This window comes from Rhizobium sp. 10N414, from assembly GCF_056394785.1.
In genome coordinates, this window is record NZ_JBFTIN010000020.1 from 1 (window position 1) to 19,459 (window position 19,459).

17 protein-coding genes and 1 pseudogene are annotated in these 19,459 nt (G+C 59.9%); 8 read left to right on the plus strand and 10 right to left on the minus strand.

The genetic code is table 11. The features are described from left to right. Nucleotides 1-127: pseudogene (locus AC1DE4_RS18365) on the plus strand (IS5/IS1182 family transposase); the annotation flags it as partial. A 146-nt stretch (nucleotides 128-273) separates the two neighbouring features. Here AC1DE4_RS18365 and AC1DE4_RS18370 read toward each other — a convergent pair. The 4 genes from AC1DE4_RS18370 to rpiA form a co-directional block, all read right to left on the minus strand. Next, nucleotides 274-1,647, minus strand: a complete 1,374-nt coding sequence (locus AC1DE4_RS18370; RefSeq protein ID WP_018854824.1) for a class II 3-deoxy-7-phosphoheptulonate synthase — start codon at nucleotides 1,645-1,647, stop codon at nucleotides 274-276. A gap of 320 nt (nucleotides 1,648-1,967) precedes the next feature. Next, the gene (gene gor / locus AC1DE4_RS18375) at nucleotides 1,968-3,353 is read right to left on the minus strand and encodes a glutathione-disulfide reductase (RefSeq protein ID WP_477882403.1); all 1,386 of its coding nucleotides are present in this window, start codon (nucleotides 3,351-3,353) and stop codon (nucleotides 1,968-1,970) included. A gap of 110 nt (nucleotides 3,354-3,463) precedes the next feature. Beyond that, a complete protein-coding gene (locus tag AC1DE4_RS18380) occupies nucleotides 3,464-4,054 on the minus strand; it encodes a DUF2059 domain-containing protein (protein WP_018854822.1) in 591 nt (196 codons plus the stop codon). Nucleotides 4,055-4,071: 17 nt separating this feature from the next. After that, nucleotides 4,072-4,770 (minus strand): ribose-5-phosphate isomerase RpiA, encoded by a 699-nt coding sequence (gene rpiA, locus AC1DE4_RS18385; RefSeq protein WP_018854821.1) that lies wholly within the window; start codon nucleotides 4,768-4,770, stop codon nucleotides 4,072-4,074. Nucleotides 4,771-4,961: 191 nt separating this feature from the next. Between rpiA and AC1DE4_RS18390 the strand changes: the two genes are divergently transcribed. Then, nucleotides 4,962-5,669 (plus strand): HAD family hydrolase, encoded by a 708-nt coding sequence (locus AC1DE4_RS18390; RefSeq protein WP_018854820.1) that lies wholly within the window; start codon nucleotides 4,962-4,964, stop codon nucleotides 5,667-5,669. 315 nt (nucleotides 5,670-5,984) lie between these two features. Next, on the plus strand, nucleotides 5,985-7,148 hold the full coding sequence (locus AC1DE4_RS18395) for an ABC transporter substrate-binding protein (RefSeq protein ID WP_192240593.1): 1,164 nt from the start codon (nucleotides 5,985-5,987) through the stop codon (nucleotides 7,146-7,148). A gap of 178 nt (nucleotides 7,149-7,326) precedes the next feature. Here AC1DE4_RS18395 and AC1DE4_RS18400 read toward each other — a convergent pair whose 3' ends face one another. Next, nucleotides 7,327-9,201: a L,D-transpeptidase family protein gene (locus AC1DE4_RS18400; protein ID WP_477882406.1), complete on the minus strand. Its 1,875-nt coding sequence runs from the start codon at nucleotides 9,199-9,201 to the stop codon at nucleotides 7,327-7,329. 399 nt (nucleotides 9,202-9,600) lie between these two features. On the opposite strand from AC1DE4_RS18400, the gene fumC reads away from it, so the two are divergent. Next, nucleotides 9,601-10,992: a class II fumarate hydratase gene (gene fumC / locus AC1DE4_RS18405; RefSeq protein WP_018854817.1), complete on the plus strand. Its 1,392-nt coding sequence runs from the start codon at nucleotides 9,601-9,603 to the stop codon at nucleotides 10,990-10,992. A 159-nt stretch (nucleotides 10,993-11,151) separates the two neighbouring features. Then, the gene (locus AC1DE4_RS18410; protein WP_169680236.1) at nucleotides 11,152-12,759 is read left to right on the plus strand and encodes a fumarate hydratase; all 1,608 of its coding nucleotides are present in this window, start codon (nucleotides 11,152-11,154) and stop codon (nucleotides 12,757-12,759) included. 6 nt (nucleotides 12,760-12,765) lie between these two features. On the opposite strand, the gene AC1DE4_RS18415 is transcribed toward AC1DE4_RS18410, so the two are convergent. Then, nucleotides 12,766-13,236, minus strand: a complete 471-nt coding sequence (locus AC1DE4_RS18415) for a hypothetical protein (protein ID WP_245267896.1) — start codon at nucleotides 13,234-13,236, stop codon at nucleotides 12,766-12,768. Between the two features lie 96 nt (nucleotides 13,237-13,332). Between AC1DE4_RS18415 and AC1DE4_RS18420 the strand changes: the two genes are divergently transcribed. After that, nucleotides 13,333-14,403 (plus strand): GGDEF domain-containing protein, encoded by a 1,071-nt coding sequence (locus AC1DE4_RS18420; protein ID WP_025662762.1) that lies wholly within the window; start codon nucleotides 13,333-13,335, stop codon nucleotides 14,401-14,403. Nucleotides 14,404-14,536: 133 nt separating this feature from the next. On the opposite strand, the gene AC1DE4_RS18425 is transcribed toward AC1DE4_RS18420, so the two are convergent. After that, nucleotides 14,537-15,148 carry a pyridoxamine 5'-phosphate oxidase family protein gene (locus AC1DE4_RS18425; protein ID WP_018854813.1) on the minus strand — a complete coding sequence of 204 codons (612 nt, stop codon included), beginning with the start codon at nucleotides 15,146-15,148 and terminating at the stop codon, nucleotides 14,537-14,539. 51 nt (nucleotides 15,149-15,199) lie between these two features. After that, the gene (locus tag AC1DE4_RS18430; RefSeq protein WP_477882409.1) at nucleotides 15,200-16,153 is read right to left on the minus strand and encodes an alpha/beta hydrolase; all 954 of its coding nucleotides are present in this window, start codon (nucleotides 16,151-16,153) and stop codon (nucleotides 15,200-15,202) included. A gap of 45 nt (nucleotides 16,154-16,198) precedes the next feature. Between AC1DE4_RS18430 and AC1DE4_RS18435 the strand changes: the two genes are divergently transcribed. Next, nucleotides 16,199-16,666, plus strand: coding sequence for a MarR family winged helix-turn-helix transcriptional regulator (locus tag AC1DE4_RS18435; protein ID WP_018854811.1), 468 nt, complete (start codon nucleotides 16,199-16,201; stop codon nucleotides 16,664-16,666). A gap of 2 nt (nucleotides 16,667-16,668) precedes the next feature. On the opposite strand, the gene AC1DE4_RS18440 is transcribed toward AC1DE4_RS18435, so the two are convergent. After that, on the minus strand, nucleotides 16,669-17,856 hold the full coding sequence (locus AC1DE4_RS18440) for a low temperature requirement protein A (protein ID WP_477882411.1): 1,188 nt from the start codon (nucleotides 17,854-17,856) through the stop codon (nucleotides 16,669-16,671). Between the two features lie 27 nt (nucleotides 17,857-17,883). After that, nucleotides 17,884-18,258, minus strand: a complete 375-nt coding sequence (locus AC1DE4_RS18445) for a gamma-butyrobetaine hydroxylase family protein (protein ID WP_018854809.1) — start codon at nucleotides 18,256-18,258, stop codon at nucleotides 17,884-17,886. A gap of 134 nt (nucleotides 18,259-18,392) precedes the next feature. Between AC1DE4_RS18445 and moaA the strand changes: the two genes are divergently transcribed. Beyond that, nucleotides 18,393-19,439 carry a GTP 3',8-cyclase MoaA gene (gene moaA, locus AC1DE4_RS18450; RefSeq protein ID WP_018854808.1) on the plus strand — a complete coding sequence of 349 codons (1,047 nt, stop codon included), beginning with the start codon at nucleotides 18,393-18,395 and terminating at the stop codon, nucleotides 19,437-19,439. Nucleotides 19,440-19,459: the final 20 nt, after the last annotated feature.

Consider the following 19,459-nt stretch of genomic DNA (forward strand, 5'->3'; position numbering starts at 1 on the left):
ATGGGGCATTGAGAGCTTCTTCGCCAAGCTCAAACAATGGCGGCGTATCGCAACGCGCTACGACAAGATCGCCGACAACTTCCTCGGCTTCATAAAGCTCGCGAGCATCATGCTATGGATCAAATAGTTAAATTGTCACCACAGCCTAGAGCATTCCGCCGATGCGAACTCGTACGGAGCGACGTCCGATACGGTAGTCAGAGCGCGCCACCCGCCACCATCGTATAAAACAAAAAAGCCCGGCATCAGGCGGGCTTTTACTTCTATTTTCGATCAACCGTTGACGGCCATGCGCTTTTCGTCGCGCCCGCCCTTCATGCGCTCGGCCAGCAGGAAGGCCAGTTCGAGCGCCTGGTCAGCATTGAGACGCGGGTCGCAATGCGTGTGGTAGCGATCGTGCAGATCCTCGGCCGTGACGGCGCGGGCGCCGCCGGTGCATTCCGTCACATCCTTGCCGGTCATCTCGATGTGGATGCCGCCCGGATGCGAACCTTCAGCACGATGGATCTGGAAGAAGCTTTCGACTTCCGACAGGATCCGCTCGAACGGACGCGTCTTGTAGTTGTTCAGCGTGATCGTGTTGCCATGCATCGGATCGCACGACCAGACGACCTTGCGCCCCTCGCGCTCGACCGCGCGGATGAGACGCGGCAGATGCTCGGCAACCTTGTCGTGGCCGAAGCGGCAGATCAGCGTCAGCCGGCCCGCTTCGTTTTCCGGATTGAGAATGTCGATCAGGTTCAGAAGATCGTCCGCCTGCAGAGACGGACCGCACTTCAAGCCGATCGGATTCTTGATGCCGCGGCAGTATTCGACATGGGCATGGTCTGCCTGGCGCGTGCGGTCGCCGATCCAGATCATGTGGCCCGAAGTCGCGTACCAGTCGCCAGACGTCGAGTCGACACGCGTCAGCGCCTCTTCATAGCCAAGCAGCAACGCTTCGTGGCTGGTGAAGAAGTCCGTCTCGCGCAGGCTCGGATTGTTTTCCGCGCTGATGCCGATCGCCTTCATGAAGTCCATGGTTTCGCTGATGCGGCCGGCAAGCTTGCGGTAGCGCTCACCCTGCGGGCTATCCTTGACGAAGCCAAGCATCCACTGATGGACGTTCTCGAGGTTCGCGTAGCCACCCATTGCGAAGGCGCGCAGCAGGTTCAGCGTAGCGGCCGACTGGCGATAGGCCATAGCCTGGCGCTCCGGGTTCGGAATACGTGATTCTTCCGTGAACTCGATGCCGTTGATGATGTCGCCACGGTAGCTCGGAAGCGACACGCCATCCTGCGTCTCGATGCCGGAAGAGCGCGGCTTGGCGAACTGCCCGGCGATGCGGCCGACCTTGACCACCGGCAGCTGTGCCCCGAAGGTCAGGACGACGGCCATCTGCAGGAACGCACGGAAGAAGTCGCGGATGTTGTCGGCGCCATGCTCGGCAAAACTCTCGGCGCAATCGCCACCCTGCAGCAGGAAACCGTTGCCTTCTGCAACGTTGGCGAGATGCTTCTTCAGCCGGCGTGCTTCACCCGCAAAGACAAGAGGCGGATAGGATGCGAGCTGGGCTTCCGTTGCTGCCAATGCGGCCTGGTCCGGATAGTCCGGAACCTGCTGGATCGGTTTTTGCCGCCAACTACTCGGTGTCCAATTCTCTGCCATCTTACTCACCTGCTCCACCATCCGGTCAGTCCGGATGTTCCGTCCTAAAAATGTTGGGCGGCTTATAACCCTTTAGTGCCATCTTGCATAGCGGCGTTCCGCTCTTCGACACTGAGGATTAAATCGGCGACCACGCACGATATAAAGGAATTCGATGACGTATTTTCAAACAGAAAACGTACGATCAACGATCACTATACCAAGACGGTTTGTATCCAATTTAAGCTTGTCCCGGAAAAACGCCGGCAATTCTAATGAGGCGTCATACAGGCGCTCTTCCTCAACGTGATCCGCACGCCCCACATCACCAGCTGCTGGCGTCAGACATGAACACCGTCCCGAATGCGATAGCTCGGGGCATACATTGTGACGAGCTCTTCCGCGGCCGTCGGATGCACGGCCATCGTCCGGTCGAAATCGTCCTTCGTGCAGCCCGCCTTCAGCGTAATTCCAAGGATCTGGGCCATCTCACCGGCGTCGTGGCCGAGGATATGCGCGCCCACAACCTTTTGGCTGGCAGCGACCACAATCAGCTTCATGATCATCTTCTCGCCACGCCCCGACAGCGTCGCCTTCAGTGGACGAAACTGCGCACGGTAGACCTCGAGCTCCTTGTAGCGCTTGCCCGCTTCCTCCTCGGACAGCCCTACGGTACCGATCTCGGGCTGCGAGAAGACCGCCGTTGCGATCGTCTCGTGATCGGGCTTGGTCGGATTGTCCTTGTACTCCGTCTCGATGAAGCACATTGCCTCGTGGATCGCCACCGGCGTCAACTGTATCCTGTCGGTGACATCGCCGAGCGCATAGATGTTCGGGACGTTGGTGCGAGAATAGTCGTCGACCACCACCGCTCCGCGCTCGTCAGTCTTCACACCGGCGGCTTCCAGGCCTAGGCCTTCCGTATTCGGAATGCGCCCGAGCGCCAGCATCACGACATCGGCAACCAGCGTGCCGTTCTTCAGCGTCTCGACGGAAAGACGACCGTCCTCTTTCGATACCTTCTGCAGCATATCATGGCAGAGGATGCGGATGCCCTTGGCGGTCATCGCCTCGTGCAGTCCCTGGCGGAGGTCCTGATCGAAGCGCGACAGAATCTCGGCGCCGCGATAGATCAGCGTCGTCTCGACGCCGAGGCCGTGAAAGATATTGGCAAACTCCACCGCGATATAACCGCCACCCGCAATCACAATCGCCTTCGGCAGCTCCTCCAGATGGAAGGCCTCGTTGGAGGAAATGCAGAGTTCGTTCCCAGGCAAAGCCGCGTGCGGGTTCGGGCGGCCACCGGTCGCGATCACGATGGTCTTCGCGGTCACCGTCTTGCCGGTATTGACCAACCGGACCGTATGCGCGTCGACCAATTCGGCACGTGTTTCCAGGATTTCGGCGTTGGCGCCGGCCAGTCCCTTCTTGTAGAGCCCTTCCAGTCGCGCGATCTCGTTGTCCTTCGCGGCAATCAGCTTCTTCCAGTCAAACGAGCTCTCGCCGACCGTCCAGCCGAAGCCAGCGGCATCCTCGAAATGTTCATGGAACTGAGCCGCATAGACAAAGAGCTTCTTAGGCACGCAGCCGCGGATCACGCATGTTCCGCCGTAGCGGTACTCCTCTGCGATCGCGACCTTCTTACCGAGCGAGGCTGCAACGCGGGCGCTTCGCACACCGCCTGAGCCACCGCCAATGACAAAGAGATCGTAATCGTAGGACGTCATGAGAAACTCCGGATGGAATCGGCTGGTGAGGTGAAAGTGATATAGTATCGGCGGCCGCAAAAACAAAAGCCCGGACGGTGCCGGGCTTTTGATCTGTTATTCGCGCCTTCTTACGGCTTCGGCTTTGCAGCAGCCGGTGCAGCTGGCTTCGGCGCGGCCGTCGCAGCCGGGTTCGCCGGATCGGCAGCCGGTGGCGGGGCCTTGATGACCTTCACGAGTTCAGCGCTCGTCTGTTTCTGCAGATCGCGCGAGATGCCCTGCGCCCAAATGTCGGCGGCCTTGACGGTTTCGCGCGAAGCGATCGGGCCATCCTTGAGCAGCTTCTTGCCAACCGGCGAGTTGTAGAACTCGGCGATCGCGTTGAGTTCCTCGACGGAGAATGCCTTGGCATAGGTCAGCGCGGCTTCCTTCTCGAGATCGGCGCGACGCGGTGCAAGGGCCAGTGCTTGCTTGTCGACCTCAGCGGTGATCGCATCCTGGTAGTTCGGCGAGTCCTGGATGAGATCGGCCTTCAGGCGCTCAGCCAGTCCGGGCAGGATGTTGTCGAACTGCGCGGTGGCGCCGATCGCGTCGATCGCAGCGCGGGCCGCCTTCAGCTGCTCCGGAGAGGCTTCCTGCGCATGTGCGGCAAAGCCGAATGCGACGCCTGAGAAAATAACGGTCGCAGCAGCAAAACGGCCAAGACCTGCAAATTTAATCATGAGTTTCAATGCTCCTGTTACCTGTTCGCCCGCAGCGTGCGTGCGCCTGCTGGACCTGCAATGATCGCAAGCGCCGCCATTTTTAGAAAGAGCCCGTGTTCAACGACTCCGGGTATTGAATTCAGCTCGTTTGAAAGCGCCTCTGCATCAGGAATGCGGCCAAAAGATGCATCCAGGATGTAGTGGCCGCCGTCCGTCATGAAGTCTTCGCCACCGGATTGGCGCAGCGTCAGGCTGCCGCTCAACCCAAGCTTCGAGGCCTTCTTTTCGATCGCCATGCGTGTCGATACGAGTCCGAACGGATTGACCTCAATCGGTAGCGGAAATGCGCCAAGTGTCTCGACCAGTTTGCTCTCGTCGGCAATCACGATCATGCGCTGAGATGCCGCAGCGACGATCTTCTCGCGCAGCAGTGCACCGCCGCCACCCTTGACGAGCGTGAGGTCGGAATCGACCTCATCCGCGCCATCGATCGTCAGATCGAGTTCCGGCAGTTCATCCAGTGACTTCAGCGGTACGCCGAGCTCGACGCAAAGCCTTGCCGTGCGTTCGGAGGTTGGCACGCCTTCGACCTTGAAGCCGGTTGAAACCTTCTCTGCGAGCAGCCGAACAAACTCTTCGGCAGTACTCCCGGTTCCGATTCCAAGCCGCATGCCATATTCGACATGAGCGAGTGCGGCCTCGGCGGCCTTGATCTTCATTTCGCGGGCATCCATGCGCCGCTGACTCCGAATTATTGCGTTGGATGTGCTGTTTACACGGCTCGCTTGCCAAACGAAAGCCAAAAGAGCGTAATGATTTTTGAAAAGCCGTGGGCATTTGCAACTCGTCGCCTTTGCCGGCAAATATTGCTTTTCCGGTCCTCATCACCTACTGCCGATGACATCATTTCTGAAAGGCGCAATCCTTGACCCCTGCCCTTGTTGTATTCGATCTTGACGGAACACTGCTCGATACTCACACCGATCTTGTTGAGAGCCTGAATTATACGATCGCGGCGATCGGTGTGGCGCCGGTCAGCTACGACGACCTCACGCATCTCGTCGGACATGGCGCCAAGGTCATGATCGAGCGGGCCTGCGGTCTTCGAGGACATCCGTTGGCACAGGAACAGCTTCCTGCCCTGCTCAACCGCTTCATTGCGCACTACACCGACAACATGCCGGGACATACCGCGCCTTACCCCAGCCTGGTCGAGGCAATGGATCAACTGAAGAGTGCCGGCTGCAAGCTTGCCGTTTGCACCAACAAGCTCGAGGGCCTGGCGCGCAACCTGATCGAGAAGCTTGAACTCACCCATTATTTCGATGCCATTGCCGGCGGCGACACCTTCACCGTCAGGAAGCCCGACGCCCAACATCTTCTCGGAACCATCGAGCGCGCCGGCGGCGATGTCCGCAGGACCGTCATGATCGGCGACAGCGTCAACGACATTCTTGTTGCCCGCAATGCCGGCGTCCCTTCGATCGCCGTGCCGTTCGGCTATTCCGACGTCCCCGTCGAGACCCTCGGGCCAACGAGCGTGATTACGCATTTCAAGGAGTTAACTCCTGCGCTGATCGACGAATTGATCGAGGACTTCACCTCGGCAACGCCGGCGGCGGCGGCAGGCTGACGCAAAAGAAAAGGAGGCCCGCGGCCCAGCCCCTAACCCGATCGCGCGAAAAAACCCTCGCGAAACCCTGACCTACGCAAGGAGGTTTTGCGACATGCCTAGCCTCGACTATGGACTCTTCTTTTGCAGAGGCACAGATTCAGGATACGAGGCGCAAGTTGCAAATCGTCCGATGCCGCATGCGTGATATGCGCAACTGATACATGATTGGCTCGCGATAGTTCCAAGTGGGTTGCGCATAGCCCGCATGTCCCTGTTCAGGTGACCGACGAATGGACGGTGCGACGGCGTTCCAGAACCGTCACGGAGGGAAATATGCCTGATTTCCAGCGCAGAAAATTTCTCGTTCAAGGTAGCACGGCGGCGCTCGCCGGGATGGCCGGTCTCAATTCTTCATCTCCTGCGTCCGCGGCTCCGACGGACGAGCTCGTGGCCGCTGCCAAGGCAGAGGGCCACCTCACCGTTGTCGGCCTGCCTCGCGACTGGTGGGGATACGGGGACATCATCGACGGTTTCAAGGCGAAATACGGCCTTGGTATCACCGAACTTATGCCCGATGCGGGATCGGCCAAGGTGATCAATACCATCAGAAATGCGAGGGACACAGCCGACCCGCAAGCGCCGGATGTCATCGACGTCGGTCTGCCTTTCGCCTTATCGGCGAAGAGGGACGGCCTGCTGCGGCCTTACAAGGTGGCGGCGTGGGAAGCCATTCCGGACGCAGCCAAGGATCCTGATGGATACTGGTACGGCGGCTACTACGGCACGCTTGCCTTCGAGGTCAACGCGGATATCGTGACGACGATGCCGACCGATTGGGCGGACCTCGCCTCGCCGAAATACAGAAATGCCGTGGGTCTCGCCGGCAATCTGACATCAAATCAAGCCATCCAAGGCATTTTCGCTGCGGGCCTGTCAGCTGCTCACGGCAACGCGGACGAGGCAGCCGATCAGGGGCTGAGCTTCTTTGCAGACCTCAGCCGCCGCGGCAACTTCGTTCCTATCGTCGGCGGCCTTGCTTCGCTTGAGGACGGGCGCACGCCTATCCTCGTTCGCTGGGACTACCTTGCAGCTACTGATCGCGAACGATCAGGAGGACGAACCACGATTGAGATCGTGAGGCCGAAGACGGGCATCGTCGGTGGCGTCTATGCCCAGGCCATCAGCGCGTTCACTCCGCATCCGAACGCAGCCCGATTGTGGATGGAATACCTATACACTGAGACGCGGGCCTTCCTGAATAGCGGGTATGCGCCTGCCGACTTGGAAGGAAAGCTGGCACGGGTTCAGCATTCTGGTACCGAAGTCTACCCGCTCTTCCCAACACAGGAAGAACTCGATAGGGCAAGGGAGATCATCACCAACGGGTGGGGAGACGTCGTCGGAGTGCAAATCCAGTGTCTCCCGTGCGGAAGCCCTTCCGGTATCCCAATGGTTTTCAGTGAAGGCACCATCGGACAGCGCACGATGTCGCGGTAGCCGATATGGTTTTGATCGCCGTGCCATTCGACTATTCCGACATCCCGTCGAGATCCACGGAGCCTGCACAGATCGACGAATTGATCGCGGAGCTTGCTTCCGCAACGCGCGCAGCGGCGGCAAGCCGATCGCAAAAAGAAAAGGCGGCTCCCCGGCCGCCGTCATATCATCGGCGCGATCAAATCTGCGCGTCACGCGCCTTCGTCGTCGCATCGAAAGCCTTCTGCACATAGGCGTCGCGGCCGTATACGTCATCGAAATACTGGATGACACCATCCTTGTTCGGCCAGGCCGTGAAGTAAGCCACGTAGACCGGGATCTTCTGCGGAACCTGCAGGGCGTGGTTCTTGCCCGTGGCAATCTCCTTGCCGATCTGGTCCACCGACGTGTTCAGCACGGCCGCTGCCATCGCGCGTGGCTCGGCAAGGCGGACGCAACCATGGCTGAGGGCGCGCATATCGCGCTTGAAGAAGCTCTTCGAAGGCGTGTCATGCATGTAGATGGCGTGAGCATTCGGGAAAAGGATCTTGAGTTCGCCAAGCGCATTGTCGTCGCTCGGCGGCTGGCGCACGGAAACGTTGGTCGTCGAGCCGTACCAGTCGACGCTGGACGACGCCACGGCGCGACCGCCGACTGTTACCTCATAGCCCATCCGGTCCAGATAGCTCGGGTCGGAGCGCAGGCGCGGCAGCATCTCGTTGATGATGATCGACTGCGGCACACCCCAGAAAGGATTAAACTCGACCGTCTCGATCTGATCCTGGAAGAAGAAGGTCTGGTGCGACGGCTGACCGATCACCACGCGCATCGACAACTGTTCCTTGTTGTCGTTGTGGTAGTAGACCATATAGGCCGGCTGGTTGATGAAGACGTAGCGCGAGCCGAGGTCGGCCGGCAGCCAGCGGGCCTGCTCCAACGCAACAATCAGCTTCTCGACCTTCGATGCGTTGCTGTCGCCGCCAGCCATGATGCGGACCGTCGCCTGGCCGATAACGCCGTCCGGCTTCAGTCCATGTTCCTTCTGGAAACCTTCAACGAGCGAAACGATCTCAGGCGAATATTCGGTGCTGCCCGTATAGGCGGAGAGCGTTGTCGCATGTTCCGCCTTGAGCGCGGCCGAGCCATGCTTGCCGATCGCCTTCACGATGTTCGGGATTTCGGACGAGTTGTCGCCCGGACGAAGCAGGCCGCTCAGCGCGATATCGATGCGCTCTTCGCTGGCTCCCTCTGCGCGCAACTTCGCCAGTTCGCCTTCGAGTGCAACGAACTGCGGCGCATCCGGCGTACGGCTTCTGAGATAGGCCGGGGTATCCGGGCTCATGCGGGCGAGCTTCAGCACCGGCGCAAGGTTCACGTCCTTACGCTTGAAATCGTGATAGCCGGAGAGCTTGTTCGGATCGACGCGACCACGAACTGTATCCTGGACATAGGCGAGCACCTTTGCGGACAGTTCCAGTTCAAACTGCGTCAGGGCGCGGTCACGGACTGCCGGATCCGGATTGGTCGGATCCTCCGCCGGCACCTGGACCGTATAGTCGGCCGGGTCGAGACCGACCGAAGCGGCATCCGCCAGAACGTCCATCGCCGCCTTGGCACGATCGTTGACATCCGTTCCGGCGAGCCAGACCAGCGGATTCTTCACATCGCCGTAATAGGCCTCAAGCGCCCTGGCGACTTCGACGGGGGCGCGCACCTTCGCCTCGATAAGGAAGCGGCGCTGTACCGACGGCGTTGCCTCGGTCGCAGCCGACGCATCGGCAACTGCCCCGGTGACGACAGGATCGGTAAATTTACCGGTATCGACGAAGCGCATCGCATCTGGCTGATAGGTATAGTAGCGCGGGCTCGAAACCTTCGGCAGCGGCGCATCCGGAGCCGACTGAAGGAAGGACGGAACCGACCGCCTCGGATTGACAATCGTGCTCTGGGTGCGAGCGCGATCCCCGCGGATCATATCCATCAACGTGTAAGCCTGCGCGGGCGTGGAACCCATCGCAGCCATGGCGCAGGAAAGCGCTAGTGCGGAAGCCGCACCTTTCAGAAGGAATGTCATGCTTTTATCCAGTCCCAGTGTCATGCTGTCTTCAAATCGCGGGCAAAAACCCGCCTTAAAACTCGTTTCATCCGGCGCGAGCGTCACATGGCAGAAACTGGCCGCAGCCGCCAGCCTTGGGCCTCTCAACCCAAAGTAACGCGGAAAACGCTTATGCCGAGCCCCAGTTCACACAAAATAATGAAATTATTAGTTAATTTTTTACTTTATTTTCGCCTTCGGACACAGTGGCCAACGAGGCACTGAAATATAAAAATTTAGCCGTGTCTAAATGGCCACTGATCACCCGCCGATAACATGATTTATACATTCATATTTTGCATTTCCAGCAGTTTTCTTCGTCCCGTTTCGGACCTATAAGACGCATCTCCGAAGGCACCGCGACAGAAAGGCATGACCATGACCTCCACCCGCACCGAAACAGATACGTTCGGCCCGATCGAAGTACAGAACGACAGATATTGGGGTGCTCAGGCGCAGCGCTCGCTCGGCAATTTCAAGATTGGCTGGGAGAAGCAGCCGCTTTCGATCGTTCGCGCCCTCGGCATCGTCAAGCAGGCGGCGGCGCGTGCCAACATGGCGCTCGGTCAGCTCAATCCGGAGGTCGGCAACGCCATTGTCGACGCGGCGCAGGAAGTGATCGACGGCACGCTCAACGACCACTTCCCCCTCGTTGTCTGGCAGACGGGCTCCGGCACGCAGTCAAACATGAATGCCAACGAAGTGATCTCCAACCGTGCCATCGAATTGTTGGGCGGCGTCATGGGATCGAAGAAGCCGGTGCATCCCAACGATCACGTCAATATGAGCCAGTCGTCAAACGACACCTATCCGACGGCCATGCATATCGCCTGTGCGGAGCAGATCGTGCGCCACCTGCTTCCGAGCTTGAAGCACCTGCACGCCGCGCTCGACATGAAGGTCACCGAATTCAGCCACATCATTAAGATCGGCCGCACGCACACGCAGGATGCGACGCCGCTGACGCTTGGCCAGGAATTCTCCGGCTATGCAGCGCAGGTCGGCTCCGCCATCAAGCGCATCGAATTGACGCTTCCTGGCCTTTGCGAGCTGGCCCAGGGCGGCACCGCGGTCGGCACCGGTCTCAACGCGCCTGTTGGATTTGCCGAGAAGGTCGCTGACGAGATCGCCGAAATCACCGGCCTGCCCTTCGTGACGGCCCCGAACAAGTTCGAAGCACTCGCCGCCCATGACTCCATGGTGTTCAGCCATGGCGCCATCAATGCGGCCGCCGCCGCGCTCTTCAAGATTGCCAACGACATCCGCCTGCTGGGCTCCGGTCCCCGCGCCGGCCTCGGCGAACTCGCCCTTCCCGAGAACGAGCCCGGCTCCTCGATCATGCCCGGCAAGGTCAACCCGACCCAGTGCGAGGCGCTGACGCAGGTCTGCATCCACATCTTCGGCAACAACGCGGCCCTCACCTTCGCCGATAGCCAGGGCCACTTCGAGCTCAACGTCTACAATCCGATGATGGCCTACAACTTCCTCCAGTCGGTGCAACTGCTCGGCGACGCCGCCGTTTCTTTCACCGACAATTGCGTCGTCGGCATCGAGGCGCGCGAGGACAACATCAAGGCCGGTCTCGAACGGTCCCTGATGCTGGTCACGGCGCTTGCTCCGAAGATCGGCTATGACAACGCCGCCAAGATCGCCAAGACCGCGCACAAGAACGGCACGACCCTGAAGGAAGAAGCGTTGGCGAGTGGCCTCGTCACCGTCGAGGAATACGACGCAATCGTTCGCCCTGAAACGATGATCGGCCCGAAGTAAGCCTGCCTCCTCGCTTGCTTGAAACAGTTGACACCGCCGTACCCGCGGCGGTGTTTTCCAGATTTTCATGACTAAAACAGACAAGTTTTAGAATTATTGCAATTGCGAAGACGCCCGAATAGATCATCTGCGATTTCGGTCCGCATGAAAGGTCCCTCGATGGCTGACGATCTTTTCCCCCTCAGCAAAGACTCCACCCAATACCGCAAGATCAGCAGCGACTACGTCTCTGTCGACAGCTTCAAGGGGCAGGATATCCTGACCGTCGAGCCGGAAGGCATCCGCCTCCTTGCCGAAACGGCCTTTGCCGACATCAACCATCTCCTGCGACCCGGCCACCTGAAGCAGCTCGCCTCGATCCTCGAAGACCCGGAGGCGACCGACAACGACCGCTTCGTTGCTTATGACCTGCTGAAGAACGCCAACATCGCCGCAGGTGGCATCTTGCCGATGTGCCAGGACACCGGCACGGCGATCATAATGGGCAAGAAAGGACGCCGCGTCTGGACCGAAGGTGAGGACTACTCGGCTCTCGCCAAGGGCGTCATGGACGCGTACGAGAAGAAGAACCTGCGCTATTCGCAGCTCGCGCCCATCAAGATGTTCGAGGAAAAGAACACCAAGAACAACCTGCCGGCGCAGATCGACATCTACGAGGAAGGCACCGACTCCTACGACTTCCTGTTTGTCGCCAAGGGCGGCGGTTCGGCCAACAAGACCTTCCTCTACCAGGGCACCCCATCGCTCCTGACGCATGACCGGATGATCGACTTCCTTAAGGAGAAGATCCTTACGCTGGGTACGGCAGCCTGTCCCCCCTACCATCTGGCGATCGTCATCGGCGGCACCTCCGCCGAAATGAACCTGAAGACCGTCAAGCTCGCCTCGACGCGCTACCTCGACGATTTGCCGACCGAAGGTTCCGAGAGCGGCCACGCGTTCCGCGACCTCAAGATGGAGAAGGAAATCCACAAGCTGACGCAGCAGATGGGCGTCGGCGCGCAGTTCGGCGGCAAGTATTTCTGCCACGACGTCCGCGTCATCCGCCTGCCCCGCCACGGCGCATCCCTTCCGATCGGCCTCGGCGTTTCCTGCTCCGCCGACCGCCAGGCGAAGGGCAAGATCACCCGCGACGGCATCTTCGTCGAGCAGCTGGAGACCGATCCCTCCAAATACATGCCTGAGATCGACGAGTCGAAGCTGTCGGACTCGATGGTCCGGATCGATCTCAACCAGCCGATGAGCGCAATCCTGGCCGAACTCAGCAAGCACCCGGTCAAGACCCGCCTGTCGCTGACGGGCACGATCATCGTCGCGCGCGACCTTGCCCACGCCAAGATCCGCGAGCGACTGGAAAAAGGCGAAGGCATGCCGGATTACATGAAGAACCATCCGGTTTACTACGCCGGCCCGGCCAAGACCCCGGCAGGCTACGCCTCAGGCTCTTTCGGCCCGACGACCGCCGGTCGCATGGATTCATATGTCGACCAATTCCAATCCTTCGGCGGCTCCATGGTGATGCTTGCCAAGGGCAACCGCTCTCGCGCCGTGCGCGAAGCCTGTAAGACACATGGCGGCTTCTACCTCGGCTCGATCGGCGGACCGGCTGCCCGCCTCGCGCAGGACTGCATCAAGAAGGTCGAGGTGCTGGAGTATCAGGAACTGGGCATGGAAGCCGTGTGGAAGATAGAGGTCGAAGACTTCCCGGCCTTCATCGTCACCGACGACAAGGGCAACGACTTCTTCCAGGAATTCAACCTCGGCTGATCGACGTCAATGGATTGCCGCGGTCGCCCGATGGTCGACCGTGGCGGTATCGACGCGATTTGCGAGATCAGCAACATTGAGGACCTCCTCCGCCTTCACGCTGGCGAGAATGTCGCTGCGAAATACACCGTCGAAGAAACCATCCTGCTGGATCAGCGCGACGGAGCCTGCAATGACTGCAGCAACAAGGACGATCGGCGAAGTGTGACGAGAGCTTTCCAAGATCTCTGCCTTCCGTTGGAGCCACACGGCTCTTTCGGGGGGAATGTGCGCCTTCTCGCCGATCCGCAACAGCGCGACCGATCGACACCGACTGTCAACAAATATGAAACAATGCAAAAGCAACTGAAACGACTGGTTGGATTTTTTATTTTGCGCCACTCGCCCATAAGGCGAAATTACCGCAACCCTTCTGCAGCTTCTCAGATAAAAATCAATACGATAAGCAAATAACGCAGAATAATGGATAAATTTCACATGTAATCATTGGTATATCCTCTCTTAATCATTTCCCAATATTTCTTAGCTATCAAATTAAAGACTGCATTTGACATTCAATTGAGGAGTAGTCGCATGACGACGGCCGCAGCGCCAACGAGGGCGCAGGTTCCCGACGTGGCAGGTCAGATCACGTTCGCCATGCGCTCCATGGGCGTCGCACCGATCCCTCGGAACTACGAACTCTTTTACGAAGCCTATATCGGCTCCAACCCGGCGCTGACACGAGATCTTGCTGCGCTCGGCAGTCAGGCGACGCAGGAGGAACTGGACGCGCTCGGGGCGCAGTATTTTACGCACAGCCCTGCCCGTGTGTTCGACGACGCGCACGGTCGCATTGCCGCCGAGCTCGAGACGCTGCTGCGCGTGCTGCGCCAGGAGCAAATCTCGCTGGAGAGCTACAACAAGCTGCTTGGCGAAACCTACAAGCGGATCAGCTCGAAGAACCATACCAGCGTGGAGCTTATCGAAAACGCCCTCAGCCTGCTCACGCAGGCAACCGGCGACACCATGGCGCACGGCGAACGCACGGTCGAGAACGTCGTCCAGCGATCGCAGGAAATGGATCAGGTCCGCAAGGAGCTTGACGAATACAAGCGTATCGCCAACACGGACTCATTGACACGCCTGTCGAACCGCCGTGCATTCGACGATCGCCTCGCCGCCGTCTACAACAATCCGGCCATGCGGCCCGTCACTGCGCTGGTGCTCGCCGACATCGACAATTTCAAGAAGATCAACGACACCTACGGTCATCCGGTCGGCGACAAGATTCTCGCCACGGTCGCCTCGGTCATCCGCGCCAACGTCCGCCGCGACGTTTTCGTCGCCCGCACCGGCGGCGAGGAGTTCGCCCTCATCATAGAAGGCAACACGGCCGACGAAGTCATGGGGATGGCCGAGCGCATTCGTCGCACGCTGGAAACGACGCCCTTCACCAACTCGCGCACCAGAATAAACTACGGGCCGGTCACGGTATCGGTCGGCGTCTGTATGGCGTCCTACGCGGAAGACGCCGGCGAGCTTTACCACAGGGCCGACGTTGCCCTTTACGGCGCAAAGAATTCCGGCCGCAACTGCAGCGTCCTCTTCGAAGACGGTATGCAGAAGGACTTCACGAAGAGCTGGCTGATCTACAAGGGATAGACCCTGGCAAGCAGCGTCTTCGCCTGCCTGTCGATGAGCTTGATTGCCGCAATCGCCCGTCGCCATCGCAATGGACCGCGATTTGCGCGGCCCTCCTTCCTAAGAGGTGGGCCTGCCAATCCTACGCGGAAGCCTACCACATCGTCCTGGCGGCACGCTCCGGCCATTCGCGGTCATAGGTTTCGTAGTCGAAATCCCCTGTCGCCGCCTTCAGCATCAAACCGGGCGTTGGCAGGCTCTTCGGATCGATGAAGGTTGCCGGATTCCACAGCTCCGAACGGATCAGCGCACGAGCGCATTGGAAATAGACCTCGTCGATCGTAATGACGATCACCGTACGCGGATGCTTTCCGTCCATCACGAAGCTGGACAGGACTGCCTCGTCGTTCGTCACGACACCACGCCCGTTAATACGCATGGTGGTGTTCGAACCGGGAATGAGGAACATCAGCGCCAGGCGTGGATCCCGCACGATGTTGGAGAGCGAATCCACCCGGTTATTGCCGCGCCAGTCAGGCAGATGCAGCGTCCGGTCGTCGACGATGCGCACGACGCCGCCGATATCACCGCGCGGCGAACAGTCGAGGCCTTCGGGTCCCACGGTCGCGAGTGCCACGAAGGGCGACGCCTCGATCATCTCGCGATAGAGCGGCGTCAGATAGTCCGTCACCTTGGCTACGGATGCCTGCGTCAGCCCGCCAGCGTAGATCGCTGCGAGTTCCTCTACCGTTTCAATGATTTTCATGACTGTCCTGCCGCTTTTTATCGTGGCGGCCTTTAGCTGCCTAACGTGACGTTACAATGACACGCGCCGCACAGGAAGATCGAAAAGCGGAATGATCTCAGCATCCTTTCCGGAATCGTCCTCCGCGAGAAAACCCCTAATCGCATCGAGAACCGACCGCGCCGCCACGATGCGACGGTGCCCGAAGCCATTTGCCCAGTGGAGCCGCACGGCATTGCTTGCGGCCGCGTAACGCCGAGCGTGATTGGCACTCACTTCCTTGTCGTCCTCCGCGTGCACGATCATCACTGGCCGCTGGATCGCGCCGGCCGCCCCGCTCGCATCGAACGCCTCTAGTCGCCGACCGGTGACACGGTGCACCTCGTTCTCCAGCGCCTGCTGTGCCGGGCGCCTAAGCCCGATCAGCCTGCCGAAATCCTTGAAGAGCCAATGCATTTCGCTTGGCGAGCCGATCAGCACCAGCTTTTCCGGAAGCACGGCAGACTCGCCAGGCAACATGCCTGCCGCGGCCACCATCAGCGCGGCGCCGCCAAAGGAGTGGCCGATCGCGGCATCGAACGCACCGAATCGACGCTCGGCCGCGGCGATCGCCTTCACCGCCATGCCGATGTGGAGCATCCTCCCCGCCGCGCGGCCATGACCGGGAAAGTCGACCGCGATCACTTCCGCGCCGGTTGCCGCCAAAGTCGTCGCGATGTCGGCCATGTAGGCACCGCTCGATCCCCAGCCATGGGTCACAAGATAGCGCGGGCGCCGTCCCAAGGCGCCACCGTTCAGCCGATAGGCATGCGCCCGTCCGCCGCCGGCCAGACGAAGCGTGAACCGCTCCGCTCCGGCAAGCTTTGCCGCGCCGGCCGCATGTGCTGCTTTCGCCTTCTCGCCCTTCGGCCTTGTCGAGGGTGTTACGCAGAACAGGCGGAACGCCGCCTTCCCGGCGAGGCGCGGCGAAACCGACTGCAGCAGGGAAAAACCGAGGCGGGTGACCTTCAGCGCAAAGTTTGTCATAGTGGGAATCCAATAATGTTCAACACTGAACAATAAAGTACAACGATGAACAAAAATCAATCCCTGCCCTGGGATCATCCGCGTTTTCGCAGCTGGATCGCTGTTGCCCGCGCCTGCCAACTCATGCAGCAGTCGCTCGGTCGCTCGCTATCCGAACTCGATATCAAGACCCCGCACCTCGATATTCTGATCAATCTCTATCGCTTCGAGGGCATCTCGCAGCAGGAACTCGCCCGCAAGCTGCTGGTCGGTCGCTCGAACATGAGCATGCTCTTGCCGCAGATGGAGAAGCGCGGGCTGATCGAACGGCGCGGCGATGAGAAGGACAAGCGCGTACTGCGCCTCTTCCTGACGCCGGAAGGCCGGAATGTCACGGAGAAGGCCATGGTCATCCAGACCGACCTCATCGAGCGGGTGCTTTCGCCCGAGCCGATCGAGCAATGCATGGCGATGGCCGGATCAATGGAACGGATCATCCGGGTCCTGCAGCAAGACCTTGTCGACGAAGACTGATCTCAGTGAACGGTGTGGCCGACCGTTTGCCCCGCAAGGGATTTGTATTCCCACGCGGCCACGATGATCAGCACCAGCATCGCGAGGATACCGGCAAGGTAGACCTCGATGAACGGCGCAATGAAGGCGAGCAGAATCAAGAGCACAAGGCCGGCCAGATGCGACAGCGGCATACGTCCGCTGGTCGCCCCTTTGAACCAGAGATTGCCGGCAAGAAACAGTCCGGAGCCACCGAGTACGGAGGCCATCACGCCTAGATTGCCAGTCTCATGCGGATGCGAGAACATGAACTCGACGGCGACGGCGTGAACGATGATGCCCGCCAGGATCGGGATATGGGCATAGGTGAACGCCAGCCGTGCCAGGCTTCCCGGCGTTTCGTCGTGTTCGATCCGATGCGCCGCCCGCTCGTGGCCGAAGCGGAAATAGAGCCACCACATCGCCACCGTCCCCGCGAATCCAGTCCCGAAGACGACCGCCGTCAATGGCGAAAACGGCATTTCCGAGAAAGTCCGCCCCGACACCAGCACCGCCTCGCCAAGGCAGATGATGACGAAAAGCGCGCAACGCTCGGCCATATGCGCGCCCGACACGTCCCAGTCCGCGGCGGTCGATTTGCCAAGTCCCGGGACGGTAAAGCCGCTCGCCGGAGCGGCATATTCGATAGCAAGGGCGATGAGCCATGCGATCAGTCGCGCCTCGTGTTCCAGAAGGCCGCCGGCGATCCAGAAGACGCCGGAAAATATTAGCCAGCTACTGATGCGCACGAAATTTCGATACTTCAAGGCGTCCGACTTGACCGCATAGCACGCAAACAGCGATCGACCGACCTGCATGAGCACGTAGGACCCGGCAAAGAGCAGCCCCTTGTCGCCAAAAGCCTCGGGGATAGACGCGGAAAGAACCAGGCCAAGCAGCATCAAGACGACGAGCATGCCGCGAACCGCCATCCTGTCGGGGTCGAGCCAGTTTGTAACCCAGGTCGTGAATATCCACACCCACCAGACGGCAAAGGTCATCAGGCCGGCTTCAAGAGCGCCGAGCGGCGTATAATGCGCCGCGAGGGCATGCGAGAGCTGCGAGATCGAGAAGACGAAGACGAGATCGAAAAACAGTTCGAGGAAGCTGACCCTGCTTTCACTCGGACTGCCTTTGGCGCGCAGCCAGTTTCGCTTGCTCGTTCCCGCCATGCATTTCCCCCTTGCGGCAATTGTCGCTTAACGCGGCTTCTCTGAGGTGTCGCGGCTCATGCCCTTTTCGCGCAGCTCTTCTTCATAGGCCGAGAACAGCTCCTCGCCGCGCTCGCCGAGCTCGCGCAGATAGGTCCAGGTATAGATGCCGGTATCATGCATGTCGTCAAAGCCGATGCGCACCGCATAATTGCCGGTCGGCGTCATGGAAATGATCGCGACATTGCGCTTGCCGGGAACGGTGACTTTCTGCCCGGGCCCGTGCCCCTGCACCTCCGCCGATGGCGAAAGCACCCGCAGCATCTCGGCGGAAAGATCGAAACTCTGCTCGTCGTTGAACGTCACGACGAGGTGCTGCCGGTCTTTTGAAACTCTGAGTTCAGTCGGCCAGATATCGGTCATGATCCCATTCCCCTTCAAAATCACGAGTAGGCAATGAGGCTTGCCGAGGCAAGCTCAATTTACCGTGCGTAAGGGGCGTTTCCCTTGACGCGGCAATGGCATATACGCACATTAGTAGCATTGCGGAGGTATTCGTGAACAGCAACGTCGGAACGACAGGCAACGCATCGCCACTGGTTGCAGAGACGAAACCGATGATCGACCCGTTCAAACGGGCCGTGACCTATCTGCGTGTCTCCGTCACCGACCGCTGCGACTTCCGCTGCACCTACTGCATGGCCGAGCACATGACCTTCCTGCCGAAACAGGAGCTGTTGACGCTCGAGGAATTGCACCGGCTCTGTTCCGCCTTTATCGCCAAGGGCGTGCGCAAGCTGAGACTCACCGGCGGCGAGCCGTTGGTGCGCAAGAACATCATGTATCTCGTGCGGGAACTCGGCAAACAGATCGGCTCCGGCCTCGACGAGCTGACCCTGACCACCAACGGCTCGCAGCTTTCCCGCTTTGCCGGCGAGCTCTATGATAGCGGCGTGCGTCGCATCAACGTCTCGCTCGACACGCTTGATCCCGACAAGTTCCGCCAGATCACCCGCTGGGGCGATTTCCACAAGGTGATGGAAGGCATCGAGGCGGCCCAGAAGGCCGGCCTCAAGGTCAAACTGAATGCGGTAGCACTGAAGGACTTCAACGACACCGAAATGCCGGAGATGATCCGCTTCGCGCACGGCCGCGGCATGGATCTCACCGTCATCGAAACCATGCCGATGGGCGAGATCGAGGAAGACCGGACGGACCGCTACCTGCCGCTGTCGAAGCTCAGGGCCGATCTCGAAGAACGATTCACCTTCTCCGACATCGGCTACCGCACCGGCGGTCCGGCACGCTATGTCCAGGTGAAGGAAACCGGCGGCCGGCTCGGCTTCATCACTCCGATGACGCATAATTTCTGCGAGAGCTGCAACCGCGTCCGACTGACCTGCACCGGCACGCTTTACATGTGCCTTGGCCAGAACGACGCCGCGGATCTACGCGCCGCCTTGCGCGCCACCGAGGACGACGGATTGCTCTATGCGGCGATCGACGAGGCCATTTCGCGCAAGCCCAAGGGCCACGACTTCATTATCGACCGCACCCACAATCGCCCTGCCGTTGCCCGCCACATGAGTGTCACGGGTGGGTGACACCCGCGGAGCTAGGGCAG

Bases quoted from the DNA above. Each gene is read 5' to 3' on its own strand.
- AC1DE4_RS18425 (WP_018854813.1), bottom strand. From the start codon at position 15,148: ATGAAAATCATTGAAACGGTAGAGGAACTCGCAGCGATCTACGCTGGC.
- AC1DE4_RS18435 (WP_018854811.1), top strand. From the start codon at position 16,199: ATGAACAAAAATCAATCCCTGCCCTGGGATCATCCGCGTTTTCGCAGC.
- AC1DE4_RS18430 (WP_477882409.1), bottom strand. From the start codon at position 16,153: ATGACAAACTTTGCGCTGAAGGTCACCCGCCTCGGTTTTTCCCTGCTG.
- fumC (WP_018854817.1), top strand. From the start codon at position 9,601: ATGACCTCCACCCGCACCGAAACAGATACGTTCGGCCCGATCGAAGTA.
- rpiA (WP_018854821.1), bottom strand. From the start codon at position 4,770: ATGGATGCCCGCGAAATGAAGATCAAGGCCGCCGAGGCCGCACTCGCT.
- AC1DE4_RS18445 (WP_018854809.1), bottom strand. From the start codon at position 18,258: ATGACCGATATCTGGCCGACTGAACTCAGAGTTTCAAAAGACCGGCAG.
- AC1DE4_RS18370 (WP_018854824.1), bottom strand. From the start codon at position 1,647: ATGGCAGAGAATTGGACACCGAGTAGTTGGCGGCAAAAACCGATCCAG.
- gor (WP_477882403.1), bottom strand. From the start codon at position 3,353: ATGACGTCCTACGATTACGATCTCTTTGTCATTGGCGGTGGCTCAGGC.
- AC1DE4_RS18410 (WP_169680236.1), top strand. From the start codon at position 11,152: ATGGCTGACGATCTTTTCCCCCTCAGCAAAGACTCCACCCAATACCGC.
- AC1DE4_RS18380 (WP_018854822.1), bottom strand. From the start codon at position 4,054: ATGATTAAATTTGCAGGTCTTGGCCGTTTTGCTGCTGCGACCGTTATT.
- AC1DE4_RS18440 (WP_477882411.1), bottom strand. From the start codon at position 17,856: ATGGCGGGAACGAGCAAGCGAAACTGGCTGCGCGCCAAAGGCAGTCCG.
- AC1DE4_RS18395 (WP_192240593.1), top strand. From the start codon at position 5,985: ATGCCTGATTTCCAGCGCAGAAAATTTCTCGTTCAAGGTAGCACGGCG.
- AC1DE4_RS18420 (WP_025662762.1), top strand. From the start codon at position 13,333: ATGACGACGGCCGCAGCGCCAACGAGGGCGCAGGTTCCCGACGTGGCA.
- AC1DE4_RS18400 (WP_477882406.1), bottom strand. From the start codon at position 9,201: ATGACATTCCTTCTGAAAGGTGCGGCTTCCGCACTAGCGCTTTCCTGC.